This is a genomic window from Metapseudomonas boanensis, assembly GCF_018704125.1.
GTDB lineage: Bacteria > Pseudomonadota > Gammaproteobacteria > Pseudomonadales > Pseudomonadaceae > Metapseudomonas > Metapseudomonas boanensis.
In genome coordinates this window covers 192,436-208,737 of record NZ_JAGTIS010000007.1, presented here as the reverse complement: position 1 = coordinate 208,737, position 16,302 = coordinate 192,436, and the positions used below count along the sequence as shown (strand labels likewise).

The 16,302-nt window shown below is 63.9% G+C and carries 14 protein-coding genes; 6 read left to right on the top strand and 8 right to left on the bottom strand.

The window, feature by feature from the left end; genetic code table 11:
• Positions 1 to 167 precede the first annotated feature (167 nt).
• Together algB and J7302_RS14980 are read left to right on the top strand one after the other, a co-directional pair.
• Positions 168 to 1,514: a sigma-54-dependent response regulator transcription factor AlgB gene (gene algB, locus J7302_RS14985; RefSeq protein WP_215376098.1), complete on the top strand. Its 1,347-nt coding sequence runs from the start codon at positions 168 to 170 to the stop codon at positions 1,512 to 1,514.
• A gap of 8 nt (positions 1,515 to 1,522) precedes the next feature.
• Complete coding sequence (locus J7302_RS14980; RefSeq protein WP_215376095.1) at positions 1,523 to 3,298, top strand: KinB sensor domain-containing domain; 1,776 nt, start codon at positions 1,523 to 1,525, stop codon at positions 3,296 to 3,298.
• A 141-nt stretch (positions 3,299 to 3,439) separates the two neighbouring features.
• On the opposite strand, the gene J7302_RS14975 is transcribed toward J7302_RS14980, so the two are convergent.
• Positions 3,440 to 4,219, bottom strand: coding sequence for an N-acetylmuramoyl-L-alanine amidase (locus tag J7302_RS14975; RefSeq protein ID WP_215376092.1), 780 nt, complete (start codon positions 4,217 to 4,219; stop codon positions 3,440 to 3,442).
• Entirely contained in the window at positions 4,216 to 4,809 is a 594-nt protein-coding gene (locus J7302_RS14970; RefSeq protein WP_215376089.1) for a MarC family protein, read from the bottom strand. The genes J7302_RS14975 and J7302_RS14970 overlap by 4 nt, the downstream gene beginning before the upstream one ends.
• A 288-nt stretch (positions 4,810 to 5,097) precedes the next feature.
• Here J7302_RS14970 and J7302_RS14965 point away from each other — a divergent pair, with 288 nt between their 5' ends.
• Positions 5,098 to 6,519 (top strand): DASH family cryptochrome, encoded by a 1,422-nt coding sequence (locus J7302_RS14965; RefSeq protein WP_215376086.1) that lies wholly within the window; start codon positions 5,098 to 5,100, stop codon positions 6,517 to 6,519.
• A gap of 5 nt (positions 6,520 to 6,524) precedes the next feature.
• Here the strand turns inward: J7302_RS14965 and J7302_RS14960 are convergent, their stop codons facing one another.
• From J7302_RS14960 to J7302_RS14940, 5 genes are all read right to left on the bottom strand, one after another.
• Positions 6,525 to 8,399, bottom strand: coding sequence for a GGDEF domain-containing protein (locus tag J7302_RS14960; RefSeq protein ID WP_215376083.1), 1,875 nt, complete (start codon positions 8,397 to 8,399; stop codon positions 6,525 to 6,527).
• 20 nt (positions 8,400 to 8,419) lie between these two features.
• Positions 8,420 to 9,274 (bottom strand): endonuclease/exonuclease/phosphatase family protein, encoded by an 855-nt coding sequence (locus J7302_RS14955; RefSeq protein WP_215376079.1) that lies wholly within the window; start codon positions 9,272 to 9,274, stop codon positions 8,420 to 8,422.
• Positions 9,275 to 9,289: 15 nt separating this feature from the next.
• Complete coding sequence (locus J7302_RS14950; protein WP_215376076.1) at positions 9,290 to 9,919, bottom strand: thiol:disulfide interchange protein DsbA/DsbL; 630 nt, start codon at positions 9,917 to 9,919, stop codon at positions 9,290 to 9,292.
• Between the two features lie 143 nt (positions 9,920 to 10,062).
• Complete coding sequence (locus J7302_RS14945) at positions 10,063 to 10,668, bottom strand: c-type cytochrome (RefSeq protein ID WP_215376071.1); 606 nt, start codon at positions 10,666 to 10,668, stop codon at positions 10,063 to 10,065.
• Between the two features lie 51 nt (positions 10,669 to 10,719).
• Positions 10,720 to 11,010 (bottom strand): c-type cytochrome, encoded by a 291-nt coding sequence (locus J7302_RS14940; RefSeq protein WP_215376068.1) that lies wholly within the window; start codon positions 11,008 to 11,010, stop codon positions 10,720 to 10,722.
• Between the two features lie 175 nt (positions 11,011 to 11,185).
• Between J7302_RS14940 and yihA the strand changes: the two genes are divergently transcribed.
• Complete coding sequence (gene yihA / locus J7302_RS14935) at positions 11,186 to 11,833, top strand: ribosome biogenesis GTP-binding protein YihA/YsxC (protein ID WP_215376065.1); 648 nt, start codon at positions 11,186 to 11,188, stop codon at positions 11,831 to 11,833.
• A 251-nt stretch (positions 11,834 to 12,084) separates the two neighbouring features.
• On the opposite strand, the gene polA is transcribed toward yihA, so the two are convergent.
• Positions 12,085 to 14,832, bottom strand: a complete 2,748-nt coding sequence (gene polA, locus J7302_RS14930) for a DNA polymerase I (RefSeq protein WP_215376061.1) — start codon at positions 14,830 to 14,832, stop codon at positions 12,085 to 12,087.
• 74 nt (positions 14,833 to 14,906) lie between these two features.
• Here polA and J7302_RS14925 point away from each other — a divergent pair, with 74 nt between their 5' ends.
• Together J7302_RS14925 and J7302_RS14920 are read left to right on the top strand one after the other, a co-directional pair.
• Entirely contained in the window at positions 14,907 to 15,188 is a 282-nt protein-coding gene (locus tag J7302_RS14925) for a DUF2782 domain-containing protein (RefSeq protein ID WP_215376058.1), read from the top strand.
• Positions 15,189 to 15,220: 32 nt separating this feature from the next.
• Entirely contained in the window at positions 15,221 to 16,171 is a 951-nt protein-coding gene (locus J7302_RS14920) for a homoserine kinase (protein ID WP_215376055.1), read from the top strand.
• The last annotated feature ends 131 nt before the right edge of the window (positions 16,172 to 16,302 follow it).

Below are 16,302 nucleotides of genomic sequence, written 5' to 3'. Positions count from 1 at the left end.
GCTTGTGCCAGCCTGAAAGAAAGGATTTTCATCTTTTCAATCAGACACTTAGATCAACCAACGACAACCCGTGCAATTGCAAGCTGCAAGGCTTGTCTGAAAGTGAAGTGCAACTTGCACGATATTTCTCGGACTAAACGTTATGACTCGGACAAGTGGAGCAATGCATGGGACCAGTTACCGAGAACCAAGGACGCATCCTTCTGGTGGATGACGAAGCAGCCATCTTGCGGACCTTCCGCTACTGCCTTGAGGACACGGGCTACAGTGTCGCCACCGCCAATAGCAGCGGCCAGGCAGAAGCTGCGCTGGCGCGTCAGGTCTTCGACCTGTGCTTCCTCGACTTGCGCCTGGGCGACGAGAATGGCCTCGACCTGCTGGCCTATATGCGGGCCAACGCCCCCTGGATGCGTGTCGTGATAGTGACCGCCCACTCGGCGGTCGATACCGCCGTAGACGCCATCCAGGCAGGTGCCGCCGATTACCTGGTCAAACCCTGCAGCCCTGATCAGTTGCGCATGGCAGCGGCCAAGCAACTGGAGGTCGGTCAGCTGACCGCGCGCCTGGAAGTGCTCGAAGGCGAGCGCCAGCGCGCCGGCGACAACCTCGACTCCCAGAGCCCGGCGATGATGGCGGTGCTGGAAACCGCACGCCAGGTCGCGGCCACCGACGCCAACATCCTGATCCTCGGCGAGTCCGGCACGGGCAAGGGCGAACTGGCTCGTGCCATCCACGGCTGGAGCAAGCGGGCGAAGCAGGCCTGCGTGACCATCAGTTGCCCGTCGCTGTCCGCCGACCTGATGGAAAGCGAGCTGTTCGGCCACAACCGCGGCGCCTTCACCGGGGCCAATGAGAGCACGCTGGGCCGGGTCAGCCAGGCCGACGGCGGCACGCTGTTCCTCGATGAGATCGGCGACTTTCCGCTGCCCCTGCAACCCAAGCTACTGCGCTTCATCCAGGACAAGGAATACGAGCGGGTTGGCGACCCAGTGACGCGCCGCGCCGATGTGCGCATCCTGGCCGCCACCAACCTGGTGCTGGAGGAGATGGTGCGCGAGGGGCGCTTTCGCGAAGACCTGCTCTATCGCCTGAACGTCATCACCCTCAACCTGCCACCGCTGCGCGAACGTCATGACGACATCCTTGGGCTGGCCGAACGCTTCCTCGCACGCTTTGTTACCGACTACGGCCGGCCGGCCCGAGGCTTCAGCCAGGAAGCGCTGGAGGCACTGAAGGGCTACCGCTGGCCGGGCAATGTGCGCGAGCTGCGCAACGTGATCGAGCGCGCCAGCATCATCTGCAATCAGGAACTAGTGGATGTGAGCCACTTGGGACTCGGCGAATCGCCGGCGGCCAATACACCTCGGGTTGGCGACCCGATGAGCCTGGAAGAGCTGGAACGCGCGCACATCGCCGGCGTACTGGCCGTCAGTGGGACCCTGGACCAGGCGGCCCGCACGCTTGGCATCGACTCCTCGACCCTCTACCGCAAGCGCAAGCTCTATGGCTTGTGAGCCTGACCATGAAGCTGCGGACGCAACTGTTCCTGAGCATCTCGGCGCTGATCACGGTCGCCTTGCTCGGTCTGTTGCTCGGCCTGATCGGTGTGATGCAGATGTCCCGCTCCCAGGAACAGCTGATCAACGATAACTTCACCACCCTGAACATCAGCCAGCGCCTGTACCAGCACCTGGGCGATCAGATGGTCAACCTGATGGGCGAGCCGATTGATCTGCCAGCCCTGGAGCAATCGCAGCAACAGTTCCTCACCGCCCTCGAAGAAGGTTCGCGCTCCGCCCAGGATGCGCAGGCGCGCGCGGGCTTCGAACGCATCGCCGCAGCCTATCGGGACTTCCTCGAGGTGGTGGCGCAGCCGGCGAGCATGCGCTGGACGCTGCTGGACGACAACGACTTCAGCCAGGCCTTCAACCAGGTGCGCCAGCACATGATGGCGCTGCAGACCCAGGCTCTGGGCAAGGTCCACCAGGCGGAAGGCGCTGCCCGGGAACGCGCGTTGCTGATTGCCGGCCTGCTGGGCCTGCTCGGTGTTTCGGTGTTGCTGATCGGCTACGTGACCGCCCACGGCATTGCCCGGCGGTTCGGCGAGCCGATGGATGCCCTGGCCAAGGCCGCCGACCAGATCGGCCAGGGCGACTTTCAGGTCACCCTGCCGCTCTCCCCGGTCAACGAGATCGCCGCCCTGAGTCGCCGTTTCGGCCTCATGGCCGAAGCCCTGCGCGTGCTCAAGGCAACCAACATCGAAAAGCTGATGGCCGGGCAACAACGTCTCAAGGCCGTCCTTGACAGCATCGACGACGGATTGCTGATCCTGGACCGTCAAGGGTGCATCGAGCACGCCAATCCGGTCGCGCAACGCCAACTGGGATGCGGCGAAAAGCAACGGGGCCAGCCCCTGGGACGGGCGCTGGGGCTACCCGAACTGGACGAGCCGGCCCAGCGTGTGCTGCGCGGCGAATCCCTGGACGAAGTGCCACCCGACCTGAGCGTCCAGGCCAGCGGCGAACTGCGCCTGCTGAGCTGGAGCCTGGCTCCGGTGACGCTGGAGGACGAGCGGATCGTCGCCGGGGTGATGGTGCTGCGTGATGTCACCGAGGACCGCGCCTTCGAGCGCGTGCGCAACGAGTTCGTTCTTCGCGCCTCCCACGAATTGCGCACCCCCGTCACCGGCATGCAAATGGCATTCGGCCTGCTGCATGAACGCATGCATTTCCTCCCCGGGACCCGCGAAGCTGAGCTGGCCTGCACCTTCGATGAAGAAATGCAGCGGCTGGTTCGGCTGATCAACGACCTGCTGGACTTCTCCCGCTACCAGAGCGGCACCCAGACCCTGGAGCGCGAACCCTGTGACCTCGAAGAGCTGCTCGGCGCCCTGCGCCAGCGTTTCAGCGCCCAGGCCAGCGAGCACTCGATCAGCATCGAATTGGAACTGCACCCACCGCTTCCCCGGGTCAAGCTCGATCCCCTGCGCATGGAACAGGTGCTGGACAACCTGATGGGCAACGCCATTCGCCACAGCCCGGACGGCGGGCAGATCCGCTTGCAGGCCAGGCGGCATGGTGAGCAGGTCATTCTCAGCGTCACTGACGAAGGCGAAGGCGTGCCCTACAGTCAGCAGGAGCGCATCTTCGAGCCCTTCATCCAGGTGGGTACACGCAAAGGCGGTGCGGGCTTGGGCCTGGCGCTGTGCAAGGAGATCGTGCAACTCCACGGCGGCCGTATCGGGCTGTATTCACGGCCGGGGCAGGGGGCGCGGTTCTACCTGGCACTGCCGGTGTGAAGTGGGGCAGCTCTGCCGTTCCTACATCAGCAGATGCCCGTGCGGCGGTCCGCGCGCGAGCCGTGCGTCTCTTGTAGGGACGAATTCATTCGCCCCTGCAGAAACGCAGGCCCTGTAACGGGAAGGTGGGTACCCCGCCCTTCAGCGCAGCATCCCGTTGAGGACCAGCAGCAGGGCGGCGGTCTCCGCGTCGGGCTGGCCGTCATAGAGGCGCTGCCGGTATTTCATCTGGAATGCGCTGATGACATTGCGCGTCGCCTCATCCAGCACTCCGGTCTGCGGCGTCGTGTAACCCTGTCGTGCCAGTTGCTGCTGGAACCACGCCACCGTCGGCAGGCTGTAGGCGAAGCGTGCCTGCGCGCGGGCAACCGCGCCGGCTTCCGGCCAGGCCACCAGACCGGCATCGGCCAGGCGTTTCCACGGAAACAGCGGTCCCGGATCGACCTTGCGCTGGGGCGCGATGTCGCTGTGGCCAATGATGCTGCCCAGGGGCAGGCTGTGGCGCGCGACGATGTCCTTGAGCAGCAGGATCAGCGCATCGATCTGCTCATCACTGTAGGGCCGGTAGACCCGGCCGTTCGGCGTGTCCACATAGCCATCGTTGACCAACTCGATGCCCAGGGTGCTGGCGTTCAGCCAGGTGCGACCCTGCCAGTCGCTCTCGCCGGCATGCCAGGCCCGACGACTTTCATCCACCAGCCGGTAGATGGTCGCGGGGTGGTCGCCGATCAGGTAGTGGCTGCTCACGCCATCGCGGGTCAACACACGCAAGGAGGTGGGCAAGTCGGCCGAGGTGTAATGCAGCACGACGTACTGCACCCGGCTGCTCTGGCTGACCGAGGTGTGGCTGGTATCGATGCGCAGACCGCCGGCACAGCCGCCAAGCAGAGCGAGCGCAAGGCTCAGGAAGAGGATTCTCATGGGTTCAGATGAAGGACGCTTTGCAGGTTATCGAGCAGCATGTCGACGCTGAGCATGATCAGCAACATACCGGTCAGGCGTTCCACCGCCATCAGGCCACGCTCGCCGAGGAATCGTTGCAGGAACGCCGCCTGGAGCAGGATCATCGCGGTGGCACTCCAGGCCAGGACGACAGCGGCATAAAGCTCCCAGAGCTCGCCCTGATGGGTGTTGCGCAGGGTCATCAGCACCGCCAGCGCCGAAGGTCCGGCCACGGCTGGCGTCGCCAGGGGCACCAGCATCGGTTCGCCGCCAGGCAGGTCGCCCAGCACGCCCTCTGGCTTCGGGAAGATCAGGCGTAGCGCAATGATGAACAGGATGATGCCGCCGGCGATCGCAATGGCCTCGCGGGACAGGCCAAGGCCGCTAAGGATCTTGTCGCCGAAGGTCAGAAACACCAGTAGCAAACCCAGCGCGAAGAGCAGCTCGCGCAGGGCCACGCGCAAGCGCCGCTCGGGCGCGACCGTCTTCAGGGCAGCGATGAAGATGGCGATATTGCCGAATGGGTCGGTGACCAGAAAGATCAGGACGGCGATGCCTAGGATTTCCATGGAGGGCGCTCCTCAACCAATGGGCAAAGTTTAATGGCCTGCAGCAGCTGCGTCTTTGCGTAAACACGTCGGACCGTTACGCCGTGTCTCGACAGCCTTGGTGCACACGCCCGACGGCAGCCGTACTGCCAAGACCCAGCCGAAAAGGGCGCGGATTATACGCAGCCGATCTCACAGGGCCAGCATTCCGACCGGACACGGGGGCAGACGACGAGGATGAACGGTCGGCTGTTTTCAACCGCGAAGATTAATGTTGAGAGGAGGGATTCGCACCCCGAGGAAGCCATGATGAGCCGTGCGCTGCTGTGGTTGAAACAAGATCTGCGACTTGATGACCACCCGGCGCTACAGGCAGCACTCCTGGCCGAGCGGGTCCTTCCGCTATTTGTTTTCGATCCTGCGCTGCTGCTGCCCTCGCCGCTGGGACCTCGGCGCCTGGGTGTGCACCGCGCACGCTTCCTGCTGGAAAGCCTCACGGCGCTCGACGCCGGCCTTCGCCAGCACGGCTCGCGCCTTTTGGTGCTGCAAGGGCACTCTGACGCGGTCATTCCGGCGCTGGTGACGCAGCTGAAGCTGGATGAAGTGCTGACGCTGGAGGAAGTCGCCCCCTTCGAGCGTACGGAGCTGCAGCGGGTGCGCAAGGCTTTGGGCAGGTGCCCGCTGCGTGAACTGCCGGGCAATGGCTTGCTCAGTGAAGACCAACTGCCGTGCCTGATCGAGGAGCTGCCGTCGGTCTTCAGTCAATTCCGCGCCATGATCGAAGCACGTGCCAATGTGTTCCAGCCACGCTTCGTCCCGAATCTGCTGCCCTCGCTACCGACGGAAGCCCTGCCGCTACTGGAGCCACTGCCGACGCTTTCCCACCTGGGCCTGGGCGATCCGCTGTCGGTTCCAGCCACGGCGTTCCCCTTTGCCGGCGGCGAGCCCGCTGCGCTGGCCCGGCTACGCGATTACCTGTGGGAATCCCAGGGCGTGCGCCAATACCAGGACACCCGCAACGAGATGATCGGCAGCGAGTATTCCTCGAAGCTCTCGCCATGGCTGGCCAACGGCAGCCTGTCGCCCCGCCGCGTCGCCGCCGAACTGCATCGCCATGAAGCGCAGCACGGACGCAACGAGTCGACCCAGCGGCTATGGACCGAGCTGCTCTGGCGCGAGTTTTTCCGCTGGACCTTGCTGCGCCACGGTGGAGCCATGTTCCGCGTCGACGGCCTGAAGGCCACCGCCAGGGCTCCGCGGAATCTCGATGAGCGTTTCCTGCGCTGGTGCCAGGGGCGCACCGGTATGCCGCTGGTGGATGCGAACATGCGCGAACTGGCGATGACTGGCTGGATGTCCAACCGCGGACGGCAAGTGGTGGCCAGCTACCTGGTCAATGACCTGCAGCAGCAGTGGTGCTCAGGCGCCGCCTGGTTCGAGGAACACCTGCTGGACTACGACCCGGCGAGCAACTGGGGCAACTGGGCCTACCTCGCCGGTGCGGCAAGCGATCCTCGCCACAGCAGGGCGTTCAACGCCCTGCGCCAGGCCCACCGCTATGACCCTGAGGCCAGCTACGTCAGCCTCTGGCTACCGGAATTGAGATCGCTGCCCGTGCGGCATCGGCATACGCCATTTCTCCTCAGCGCCGTGCAGTTGGCGGCGCTGGACTACCCGAGGCTCGAGACCATCCCGGAACACTGGAAGCCCTGGTTGCCCAGCGCCGCCTGAGCTGGTCACTCCGCCAGCAGCGCTCCGGAGGCGTCGGGCGCTGGCGCTATTGAGTCAGGCTCGTGGATTTCGACCCGATTCCGGCCGCATTGCTTGGCGCGGTAGAGGGCTCGGTCGGCGCGCTGGAACGTCTCATCGCTGCGTTCGCCGGCAATCTGGGCGGTCAATCCAGCGGAGAAGGTGATCGCAACCCGCTCGCCCTTGAAGTGGAACGGACAAGCTTCTACGGCTGTTCGCAGGTTTTCCAGCAGTTGTTGGCCGCCCTCCAACGGTGTCCCCGGCAGGAGAAGGACGAACTCTTCACCGCCGAAGCGGGCGATGAAGTCGGTCTTGCGCAGGCGCCTGGCCAGCTCTGCGGCGATGAGTTTGAGAACCTTGTCACCGGCCAGATGGCCGAAGCTGTCATTGATCCGCTTGAAGTGGTCGATGTCGATCACTGCCAGCAACAGATCGCCGCCGTAACGTTGCTGGCGAGCCACCTCCAGGTCAAGGCGCTCGTTCCAGGCTGCCCGGTTTGGCAGCCCGGTGAGCGGGTCGCGCAACGCCCTCTGGCGCTGTGCTTCGAGGTTGTCGCGAAAGCCCTGGGCCTCGGCCTCCATGCTGCTCACGTGCGCCATCAAGGCCTGCAGGCGTTCGCCCAATGCCTGCTCATGCGCGGCACGTTGCTGCTGATGATGATCCAGGGTGTCGAGCAGGCCGCCGAGGCGCTGCTCCAGGCTCTGTTTCAGGTGTTCCAGGTCAGCAGCACCCTGCACGCTGGTCTGCAACCCGCTGACCTGCTCGCGCAGCTGGTCATCCAGTGCACGCGCACTGCGCTCCGACTCGGCATGCCCATCCTGGGCAACGCTCAGGTTGTCGAGAAACTGCGCCAGGCGTTGGTTGAGCTGTTTGAGGTAGCCGGCGAATTCGCGCTGGCCATTGTCCGTCACCGCCAGCACCAGCACGCCGAGGTCATCGAGTACCGGGACCAACTCGTACCAGTTGAGCCCGCCCTGCAGACGCTGACGCAAGGCTTCGGCCTGGGGCTGGTGGTATTCGGGCAATTCCAACTCGTCCAACAGCGAGCGAAGGCTGTCGGCGACATGCTGCGCCACAGCGCTGTAGCCGGGCTCGGGCAAGCTGGGCAAGGCGTAGGCGGAGTCGCCTTCGCCGGTCAAGAGCGTGGCGGGCAAAGGCAGGCTGTCGAGGCCTGCAGTGAGGGCCGCCGCAGGCCTGGGCGCGACAGTTACGCCAGGTGCAACGGGAGCTTCGCCACGGTACGGCTGGATAACCCCGCCGGCGACAGGCTCAGAAGCTGCTGGAGGCACCGGTTCCTTCCGGGCATTTTCCGGCGCCTGTTCGCAGGCCGGCGCATCGTCACGGCCGCCGAACAGGCGCTGCAGCAGTCCTGGCCGATCCAGCGCTGGATCCGTCTGCGAGGCCAGCAGAGCCTGGCCCTGGAGCATGCTGAGCTCCGCCAGCAGGGCGGGCATTTCTCGCGGATGGCGGGCGCTTTCATTGATGCGCTTGGCGAATTGCTTGAGGTCCTTGCGCAACTCGCGAGGCAGGTCCAGCTCGAGCAACCGGTTCGCCAGGCTACCCAGGGCAGCAACGCTCTGCTCAATGCCACGCTGGCGGCGGTGCTCGGAATCCAGCACGGTCCTTTCCAGACGCGGGATCAAGGCGGAAAGCCCGGCATCCATCTGGTCACCGCGGACGATCTCGCGCAGCTCCCGCATGCACTGATCCACCGCCTTGTCGCTGCCCTCGGCAGCCAGCGAGCTGCGCACCAGGCCACGACGTAACAGGTCGAGGCGGAAGTCCCAGCGCTTCTCCAGCTTCTCCTGCTGCTCGAGGCTCTGCAGGTACTTGGCCTTCCAGCGTTGGGCGTCATCACTCATGCAGGGGAATCCGCGAAGGGTCAGGCCAGCGCGAGCGGCAGGTCCGCACACAGTTCGTCAGGCAGGCGGATATCCACTGCCACCGGCAGGTGGTCGGAGATCGACTCGCTGAGTACCGACACCCGCTCCAGGGTAAGGCTGGAGCTGAGCAGGATGTGGTCGAGGCAGCGCTGCGGCCGCCAGCTAGGGAAGGTTGCTTCGACCTGAGGCGCCAGCAGTCCGAGGTCGCGCAGAGGCGAGTGCTCGAGCAGGTCATTGGCATGGGTATTCATGTCGCCCATCAGCACCAGATGGCGGAAGCCGGCGACGCGCTCGCGAATATAGGCCAGCTGCCGGGTGCGGGTCCGGGCGCCCAGGGAAAGGTGCATCATCACGACGGCGAGGGCGTTACGTCCCTCGCCGAAACGCATCAGGATCGCCCCGCGTCCCGGTGGGCCGGGAAGGGGATGGTCTTCGATAAGGCTGGGCTGCAGCCGGCTGAGCACGCCATTGCTGTGCTGGGCTAGTCGACCGAGGTTGCGGTTGAGCTGCTGGTACCAGTAGGGGAAGTCACCCAACTGGGCAAGGCGCTCGACCTGGTTGACATAGCCAGTCCGGAGACTACCACCATCGACCTCCTGCAAGGCGACCAGGTCATAGTCGCGTAGCAGGTCGCCAATGCGTTGCAGGTTGGTGGCGCGACCGGTGTGCGGCAGCAGGTGCTGCCAGCCACGAGTCAGGTAATGGTGATAGCGCTCGGTGTTGATGCCGACCTGGATGTTGAAGCTCAGCAGGCGCAGGCGACCGTCGGCCGGCAGCCTGCCCTTATCGCAATTGGGGTTGACCCGTGCATCGCACAGGCTTGCGGTCCGCTCACCCACCCAGCGACGCAGCATCGGGGAATGCGCCGCTTACTTGGCGGCGCGCTCCTTATCGATCAGGTGCTCGGCGACCTTGAGGGTCTGCTCCGGGCCACCCGAGGAACTGATGTCGAAGCGGTACTTGCCGTTCACCACCAGAGTCGGTACGCCAGTGATCTGGTAGGCCATGGCCAGTTTCTTGGCTTTTTCCATCTGGCTCTTCACGCCAAAGGAGTTGTAGGCCTTGAGGAAGGCGTCCTTGTCCACGCCCTGGGTGGCGAGGAACTCGGCCATTTCTTCGGGGGTCGCCAGCTTCTTGCCGTCCTTGTGGATGGCCTCGAACACGGCTTTGTGCACCTGCTGCTCGACCTTCATGCTTTCCAGGGCGATGAACAGCTGGCCATGGACGTTCCACAGGCCGCCGAACATGGCGGGAATACGCACGAAGTTGACATCCTCCGGCAGCTTCTCGGTCCAGGGATTGAGGGTCGGCTCGAACTGGTAGCAGTGCGGGCAACCGTACCAGAACAGCTCCACCACCTCGATCTTGCCAGGCACGGCCACGGGGACGGGGCTGCTCAGCTCGACATACTGCTTGCCGGCCTCGATGTCCTCGGCCTGGGCGCCCAGGCCCAGCAGGCTGGCGCCGGCAAAGACGGCGGAAAGGATCAGGTTACGCATGCTTCACTCCTTGAGATTTAGAGGGCGCCGCGAAGGCCCAGATTTGACCGGTGGCGTTGCGGCTGGTTCCGGCCATTGTAGCGAGCCTGAGAACGAAAAAGGGTGGCCTAGGCCACCCTTGTTCAAGTTCCAGACAACATGCCTCAGTGGAGACCCTGGATGTAACTGGAAACGGCTTCGATGTCCTTGTTGCTCAGCTTGGCAGCAACGGCGCGCATCATCTGGGCATCGCCATCGTTGGTGCGGTTGCCTTCGCGGAAATCGGTCAGCTGCTTGGCCACGTACTGGGCATGCTGGCCGCCCAGGTGCGGGAAGCCGGCAGCGGCGTTGCCGGAGCCATCAGGCGAGTGGCAACCGGTGCAGGCAGGCATGCCCTGGTCGAGCTTGCCGCCGCGGAACAAGGCTTCGCCACGTGCGACCAGCTTCGGATCGGCGGCGCCGACGCTGCCCTTCTGGCTAGAGAAGTAGGCAGCGATGTCGGCCAGGTCCTGGTCGCTCATGTTGTTCAGCAGGCCAGTCATTTCCAGCACCTGGCGGTTGCCGGCCTTGATGTCATTGAGTTGCTTGAGCAGGTAACGCTCGCCCTGGCCAGCCAGTTTCGGGAAGTTCGGGGCAACGCTGTTGCCATCGGGACCATGGCAGGCACCGCACACTGCGGCTTTCGCCTGGCCGGCCTTGGCGTCGCCAGCGGCGTGGGCCAGACCGGTGATGCCCAGGGTCAACAGCAGACTCACGATTACTTTGTTCATCAGCTAATCCAACTACGGCTAAAGGGTAAAGGAGTTAAGCGCCGGGGCAGTTTATTGGCTCATCCACTGGATGACCGCTTTGTAGTCCTCGGCACTGCAGTCCATGCACAGGCCTTTCGGTGGCATGGCGTTGAAACCGTTGGTGACGCTCTGCACCAGAGTATCCATCCCCTTGGCCAGGCGAGGCTCCCACGCAGCCTTGTCGCCTTTTTTCGGCGCCATAGGCAGCTGACCACTGTGACAGGCACCACAGGCGCGGTTGAACACCGCTTCCGGATCCTGAGCTGCTTGCGCGCTGAAAGACAGCGCCGCAAGGCTTGCGACGAGCAGCATTTTCTTCATGATCTGACCTCATTAGAGGGGTTCGCTGGGCATTCTTTCGTGCACCAGTCGGTCCCGTGGACACTAGACCCTGGGGGATAAAGCGCACACTAAATCTGCGGCATTATATACTCACGTCGCCTAAACGGAAACGAAACCGCCTCCTGCGACACCGCGTCGCACCCTTGGACACCGCATGTCATTCAAGAATCCGATCATTGGCCTGTGCCAACAGGCCCGCTTCCTCATCAGTGCCGCCAAGGTCGACCAGTGCCCGCCCGACGAGGGCCTGGAAGTGGCCTTTGCCGGGCGTTCCAACGCTGGCAAGTCGAGCGCGCTGAATACCCTCACCCACGCCAGCCTGGCCCGGACCTCGAAGACACCGGGGCGGACGCAGCTGCTCAACTTCTTCTCCCTCGATGAGCACCGACGCCTGGTGGACCTGCCCGGCTATGGCTACGCCAAGGTGCCCATTCCGCTGAAGCAGCACTGGCAGCATCACCTGGAGGCCTACCTGAGCAGCCGTGAAAGCCTGGCCGGCCTGGTGCTGATGATGGACATCCGCCATCCGCTCACCGACTTCGACCGCCTGATGCTGGACTGGTCAAGTGCAAGCCACATGCCGCTGCACATCCTGCTGACCAAGGCCGACAAGCTGGCCTTTGGCGCGGCGAAGAATGCATTGCTCAAGGTGCGCCAGGACATCCGCAAGGGTTGGGGCGAGGGCGTGACAATCCAGCTGTTCTCGGCACCCAAGCGGCAAGGCATCGAAGAAGCACAAGCTGTATTGGCGCGCTGGCTGCAGTTGGAAGACGAAGCCTCGGGCGAAGACGGCAACGCCTGAATCCCAGGCAAAAAAAACCCCGGACTTCGTATGGGGAGGGGGAAGTTCGGGGTTTAAGTCTGAACCGCTAGGGCGGGGTTCAGATATCTGCCAACACTAAACACAGCAAAAGGAGCTTTGAAGGCTTCACCTGCCGTTCAGCTTTTGTGACTGTCATCCCGCCGCAAAAGTTCAGCCTTTCTCTAAAACGACTTCGTTATCAGTTACTGGCCATTTATGTCCAGATAGCCTAAGCGAGGCGAGGCGGGCGCTTAGTGCGCCTCGTCCCAGTTGTCGCCAACCCCCACTTCCACCACGAGCGGCACATCGAGCTCAGCGGCGCCCCCCATCAGCGGACGGATCTGCTTGCGCACTTGCTCCACCAGGTCCTCACGGACTTCCAGAACCAGTTCGTCGTGCACCTGGAGGATGACCTTGGCGTCCAGCCTGCTTTCCTGCAGCCAATTGTCCACGGCAACCATGGCGCGTTTCATGATGTCTGCGGCCGTGCCCTGCATCGGCGCGTTGATCGCGGTGCGCTCAGCGGCTTTGCGCATGGCCTGGTTCTTCGAATGGATCTCTGGCAGATACAGGCGACGGCCGAACAGGGTTTCCACGAAGCCTTGCTGCGCCGCCTGTTCGCGGGTGCGCTCCATATAGGCGAGCACGCCGGGGTAACGGGCGAAGTAGCGGTCGATGTATGCCTGGGCTTCCTTGCGCTCGACGCCGATCTGCTTGGCCAGGCCGAACGCACTCATGCCATAGATGAGACCAAAGTTGATCGCCTTGGCGCTGCGACGCTGGTCGCTGCTCACGTCTTCCAGCGGCACGCCGAAGACTTCAGCCGCGGTGGCGCGGTGCACGTCGCGGTCATGGCGGAAGGCATCCAGCAGGCCTTCGTCCTTGGCCAGGTGAGCCATGATGCGTAGCTCGATCTGCGAGTAGTCCGCCGCCAGCAATTTGTAGCCCTTGGGCGCGATGAAGGCCTGGCGAATGCGCCGGCCCTCGGCAGTGCGAATCGGGATGTTCTGCAGGTTCGGGTCGGATGACGACAGGCGCCCGGTGGCCGCCACCGCCTGGTGGTAGGAGGTGTGGATGCGCCCGGTGCGTGGGTTGATCTGCTCCGGCAGGCGGTCGGTATAGGTGCTCTTGAGCTTGCTCAGGGAGCGGTACTGCATGATCACCCTGGGCAGCTCGTAATCCTGTTCGGCGAGGTCGGCAAGAACGTTTTCCGCCGTGGAGGGCTGTCCGGTGGCAGTCTTGGCCAGCACTGGCAGGCCGAGCTTCTCGTAGAGGATGGCGCCGAGCTGCTTGGGCGAGCCGAGGTTGAATTCCTGGCCGGCGTGCTCAAAGGCCTGGCGCTCCAGGGCGACCATCTTCTCGCCCAGCTCAAGGCTCTGCTGGCCCAGCAGCCTGGCATCGACATAGGCGCCATTGCGCTCGATGCGGGCGAGCACCGGCACCAGCGGCATCTCGATCTCGCGCAGGACCTTGGCCAGGGAGGGGATGGCCTCCAGCTTCTGCCACAGCGCCTGGTGCAGGCGCAGGGTCACGTCGGCGTCTTCGGCGGCATAGGGGCCAGCCTGTTCCAAGGCGATCTGGTCGAAGGTCAGCTGCTTGGCGCCCTTGCCGGCGATGTCCTCGAATCGGATGGTGCTGTGGCCGAGGTACTTGAGAGCCAGGCTATCCATGTCGTGGCGGGTGGCAGTGGAGTCCAGTACATAGGATTCGAGCATGGTGTCGAAGGCGATACCCTGCACGGCGATGGGGGTGGAAGCATTGGCCAGGACATTCATGTCGTACTTGGCGTGCTGGCCGACCTTGGCTTTGTTCGGATCTTCCAGCAATGGCTTGAGGGCCGTCAGGACGGCATCACGGTCCAGCTGGGCGGGCACGCCCATATAGCTGTGGGCCAGCGGCACGTAGGCGGCATCGAAGGCCTGCACGGCGAACGACACGCCGACCACCTGCGCCTGCTGCGCGTCGAGACTGGTAGTTTCGGTGTCGAAGGCAAACAGCGGCGCATCGTTGAGCTTCTTCAGCCAGGCGTCGAACCGGGCCTGATCCAGGACGGTTTCATAACGGGCCTCCGTTGTCGCCGCCGACTGCTCCGGGGCGGCAAGCTCCTCGCCAGCGGACTTGGCCTGGCGCTGCAGGTCGTCGAGCCAGCTCTTGAATTCCAGGATGCGATAGAGCTCGGCCAGGGCCTCGCGGTCCGGTTCGCCCGGGTGCAGGGCATCGATTTCCACATTCAGCGGCACATCGCACTTGATGGTGGCCAGTTTGTAGGAGAGGTAGGCCATATCCCGGTGCTCTTCGAGCTTGGCCGGCAGGCTTTTGGCACCACGGATCGGCAACTCCGGCACTTTGTCGAGGCTGGCGTAGAGCATATCCAGGCCGCCACCGATGCCCACCAACAACCCGAGGGCGGTCTTCTCGCCCACACCGGGAACCCCGGGGATGTTGTCGACCTTGTCACCCATCAGCGCCAGGTAGTCGATGATGAGTTCAGGACCGACACCGAATTTCTCCTTCACGCCATCCACGTCTAGCGTGCTACCAGTCATGGTATTGACCAGCGTAATGTGCCCGTCGACCAGCTGCGCCATATCCTTGTCGCCGGTGGAAATCACCACCGGACGACCGACCGCAGCGCTTTGCCGGGCCAGGGTGCCGATCACGTCGTCGGCCTCCACCCCCTCCACGCAAAGCAACGGCAAGCCCAAGGCCCGCACGCTGGCGTGCAACGGTTCGACCTGGACCCGCAACTCGTCCGGCATCGATGGCCGGTTGGCCTTGTACTCGGCGAACATCTCGTCGCGGAAGGTACCGCCCTTGGCATCGAAGACCACCGCGAAGGGACTGTCCGGGTACTGCCGGCGCAAGCTCTTGAGCATGTTCAGCACACCCTTCACCGCGCCCGTGGGCAGGCCGGCTGAAGTGGTCAGCGGCGGCAGGGCATGGAAGGCGCGATACAGGTAGGAAGATCCGTCCACCAGGACGAGAGGGGCTTGGCTCATGCGTGAAATCAACCTTTATTCACCGGACCCGAAGTAGAATGGACCGATCATTGACGAGAAGGGACAAGGTTACCATGCGCGCACTGAACCGCCTGTTGCTGGCCAGCTTGCTGGCATTCGCCCCGGTCGCCACGTTCGCCGCCGACGAGCCATCTGCGGAGCCGGACATCACCATCCGCCAGGAAGGCGACAAGACCATCCAGGAATACCGGGTCAACGGGTTCCTCTACGCTATCAAGGTCACCCCGAAGAACGGCAAGCCGTATTTCCTGGTGCGTGCCGATGGCGACAGTAACTACATCCGCTCCGATAACCCCGACATGCTGATCCCAGCCTGGGAAATCTTCAGCTGGTAGTGCAAACCGAATCACCGTAGCAAGGTAGTCCTATGTCCGTATTCACTCCACTCGAACGCCCGGAACTGGAAGCCTTCCTCGCCCCTTACGGGCTAGGACGGCTGAAGGATTTCCAAGGCATTGCCGAAGGCTCCGAGAACAGCAACTTCTTCGTCAGCCTCGAGCAGGGTGAATACGTGTTGACCCTGGTGGAGCGCGGCCCTAGCCATGACCTGCCGTACTTCATCGAGCTGCTCGACGTGCTCCACGAGGCCGGCCTGCCGGTGCCCTATGCCCTGCGCACGGAAAGCGGCGAGGCCCTGCGCGAGCTGGCCGAAAAGCCGGCGCTGCTGCAGCCGCGCCTGCCGGGTAAGCACGTGCGCGAGCCCAATGCGCACCACTGCGCCGAAGTCGGCGCGCTGCTGGCGCACCTGCACCTGGCGACTCGCGATCATGTACTGGAGCGCAAAAGCGACCGTGGACTGGACTGGATGCTTACCGAAGGCCCTTCGCTGGCGCTGCAACTGGATGAACAGGCGCTGCCGTTGATGCGCAATGCACTGAAGGAGATCGCCGAGACCAAGGCGCGCTTCCTCGCCTTACCGCGCGCCAACCTGCACGCGGACCTGTTCCGCGACAACGTGCTGTTCGACGGCACCCATCTGGCCGGCGTGATCGACTTCTACAACGCCTGCTCGGGCCCCATGCTCTATGACCTGGCCATCTGCCTGAACGATTGGTGCTCGGATGAGGAAGGCCGCCTGGACGTGCACCTCGCCCGCGCCCTGCTAGGCGCCTATGCAGCGTTGCGCCCCTTCACCGCCGCCGAGGCCGAGCTCTGGCCGACGGCACTGCGCATCGCCTGCGTGCGTTTCTGGCTATCGCGCCTGATCGCCGCCAATACCTTTGCCGGGCAGGACGTGCTGATCCACGATCCGGGAGTGTTCGAGATCAGGCTGGCGCAGCGGCAACAGGTGGCTGTGGCGCTACCATTTGCCCTCTAGGCCCGACCACTACGCTCCTGCGGGAGCGAATTCATTCGCGAATGGGCTGCGAAGCCGCCCCTCTCAGTATCTGGGGCAGGCCTTCGGCCTGCTTGGTGAATGAATTCGCTCTGTCTGCGTTAGCTGTTGCT

What these genes read in the sequence shown, in the direction of transcription:
- yihA (WP_215376065.1), top strand. Translation starts at nt 11,186, where the DNA reads ATGTCATTCAAGAATCCGATCATTGGCCTGTGCCAACAGGCCCGCTTC.
- J7302_RS14960 (WP_215376083.1), bottom strand. Translation starts at nt 8,399, where the DNA reads ATGAGTGATGACGCCCAACGCTGGAAGGCCAAGTACCTGCAGAGCCTC.
- J7302_RS14945 (WP_215376071.1), bottom strand. Translation starts at nt 10,668, where the DNA reads ATGAACAAAGTAATCGTGAGTCTGCTGTTGACCCTGGGCATCACCGGT.
- J7302_RS14955 (WP_215376079.1), bottom strand. Translation starts at nt 9,274, where the DNA reads ATGCTGCGTCGCTGGGTGGGTGAGCGGACCGCAAGCCTGTGCGATGCA.
- J7302_RS14940 (WP_215376068.1), bottom strand. Translation starts at nt 11,010, where the DNA reads ATGAAGAAAATGCTGCTCGTCGCAAGCCTTGCGGCGCTGTCTTTCAGC.
- J7302_RS14950 (WP_215376076.1), bottom strand. Translation starts at nt 9,919, where the DNA reads ATGCGTAACCTGATCCTTTCCGCCGTCTTTGCCGGCGCCAGCCTGCTG.
- J7302_RS14980 (WP_215376095.1), top strand. Translation starts at nt 1,523, where the DNA reads ATGAAGCTGCGGACGCAACTGTTCCTGAGCATCTCGGCGCTGATCACG.
- J7302_RS14965 (WP_215376086.1), top strand. Translation starts at nt 5,098, where the DNA reads ATGAGCCGTGCGCTGCTGTGGTTGAAACAAGATCTGCGACTTGATGAC.
- algB (WP_215376098.1), top strand. Translation starts at nt 168, where the DNA reads ATGGGACCAGTTACCGAGAACCAAGGACGCATCCTTCTGGTGGATGAC.
- J7302_RS14975 (WP_215376092.1), bottom strand. Translation starts at nt 4,219, where the DNA reads ATGAGAATCCTCTTCCTGAGCCTTGCGCTCGCTCTGCTTGGCGGCTGT.
- J7302_RS14920 (WP_215376055.1), top strand. Translation starts at nt 15,221, where the DNA reads ATGTCCGTATTCACTCCACTCGAACGCCCGGAACTGGAAGCCTTCCTC.
- J7302_RS14970 (WP_215376089.1), bottom strand. Translation starts at nt 4,809, where the DNA reads ATGGAAATCCTAGGCATCGCCGTCCTGATCTTTCTGGTCACCGACCCA.
- J7302_RS14925 (WP_215376058.1), top strand. Translation starts at nt 14,907, where the DNA reads ATGCGCGCACTGAACCGCCTGTTGCTGGCCAGCTTGCTGGCATTCGCC.
- polA (WP_215376061.1), bottom strand. Translation starts at nt 14,832, where the DNA reads ATGAGCCAAGCCCCTCTCGTCCTGGTGGACGGATCTTCCTACCTGTAT.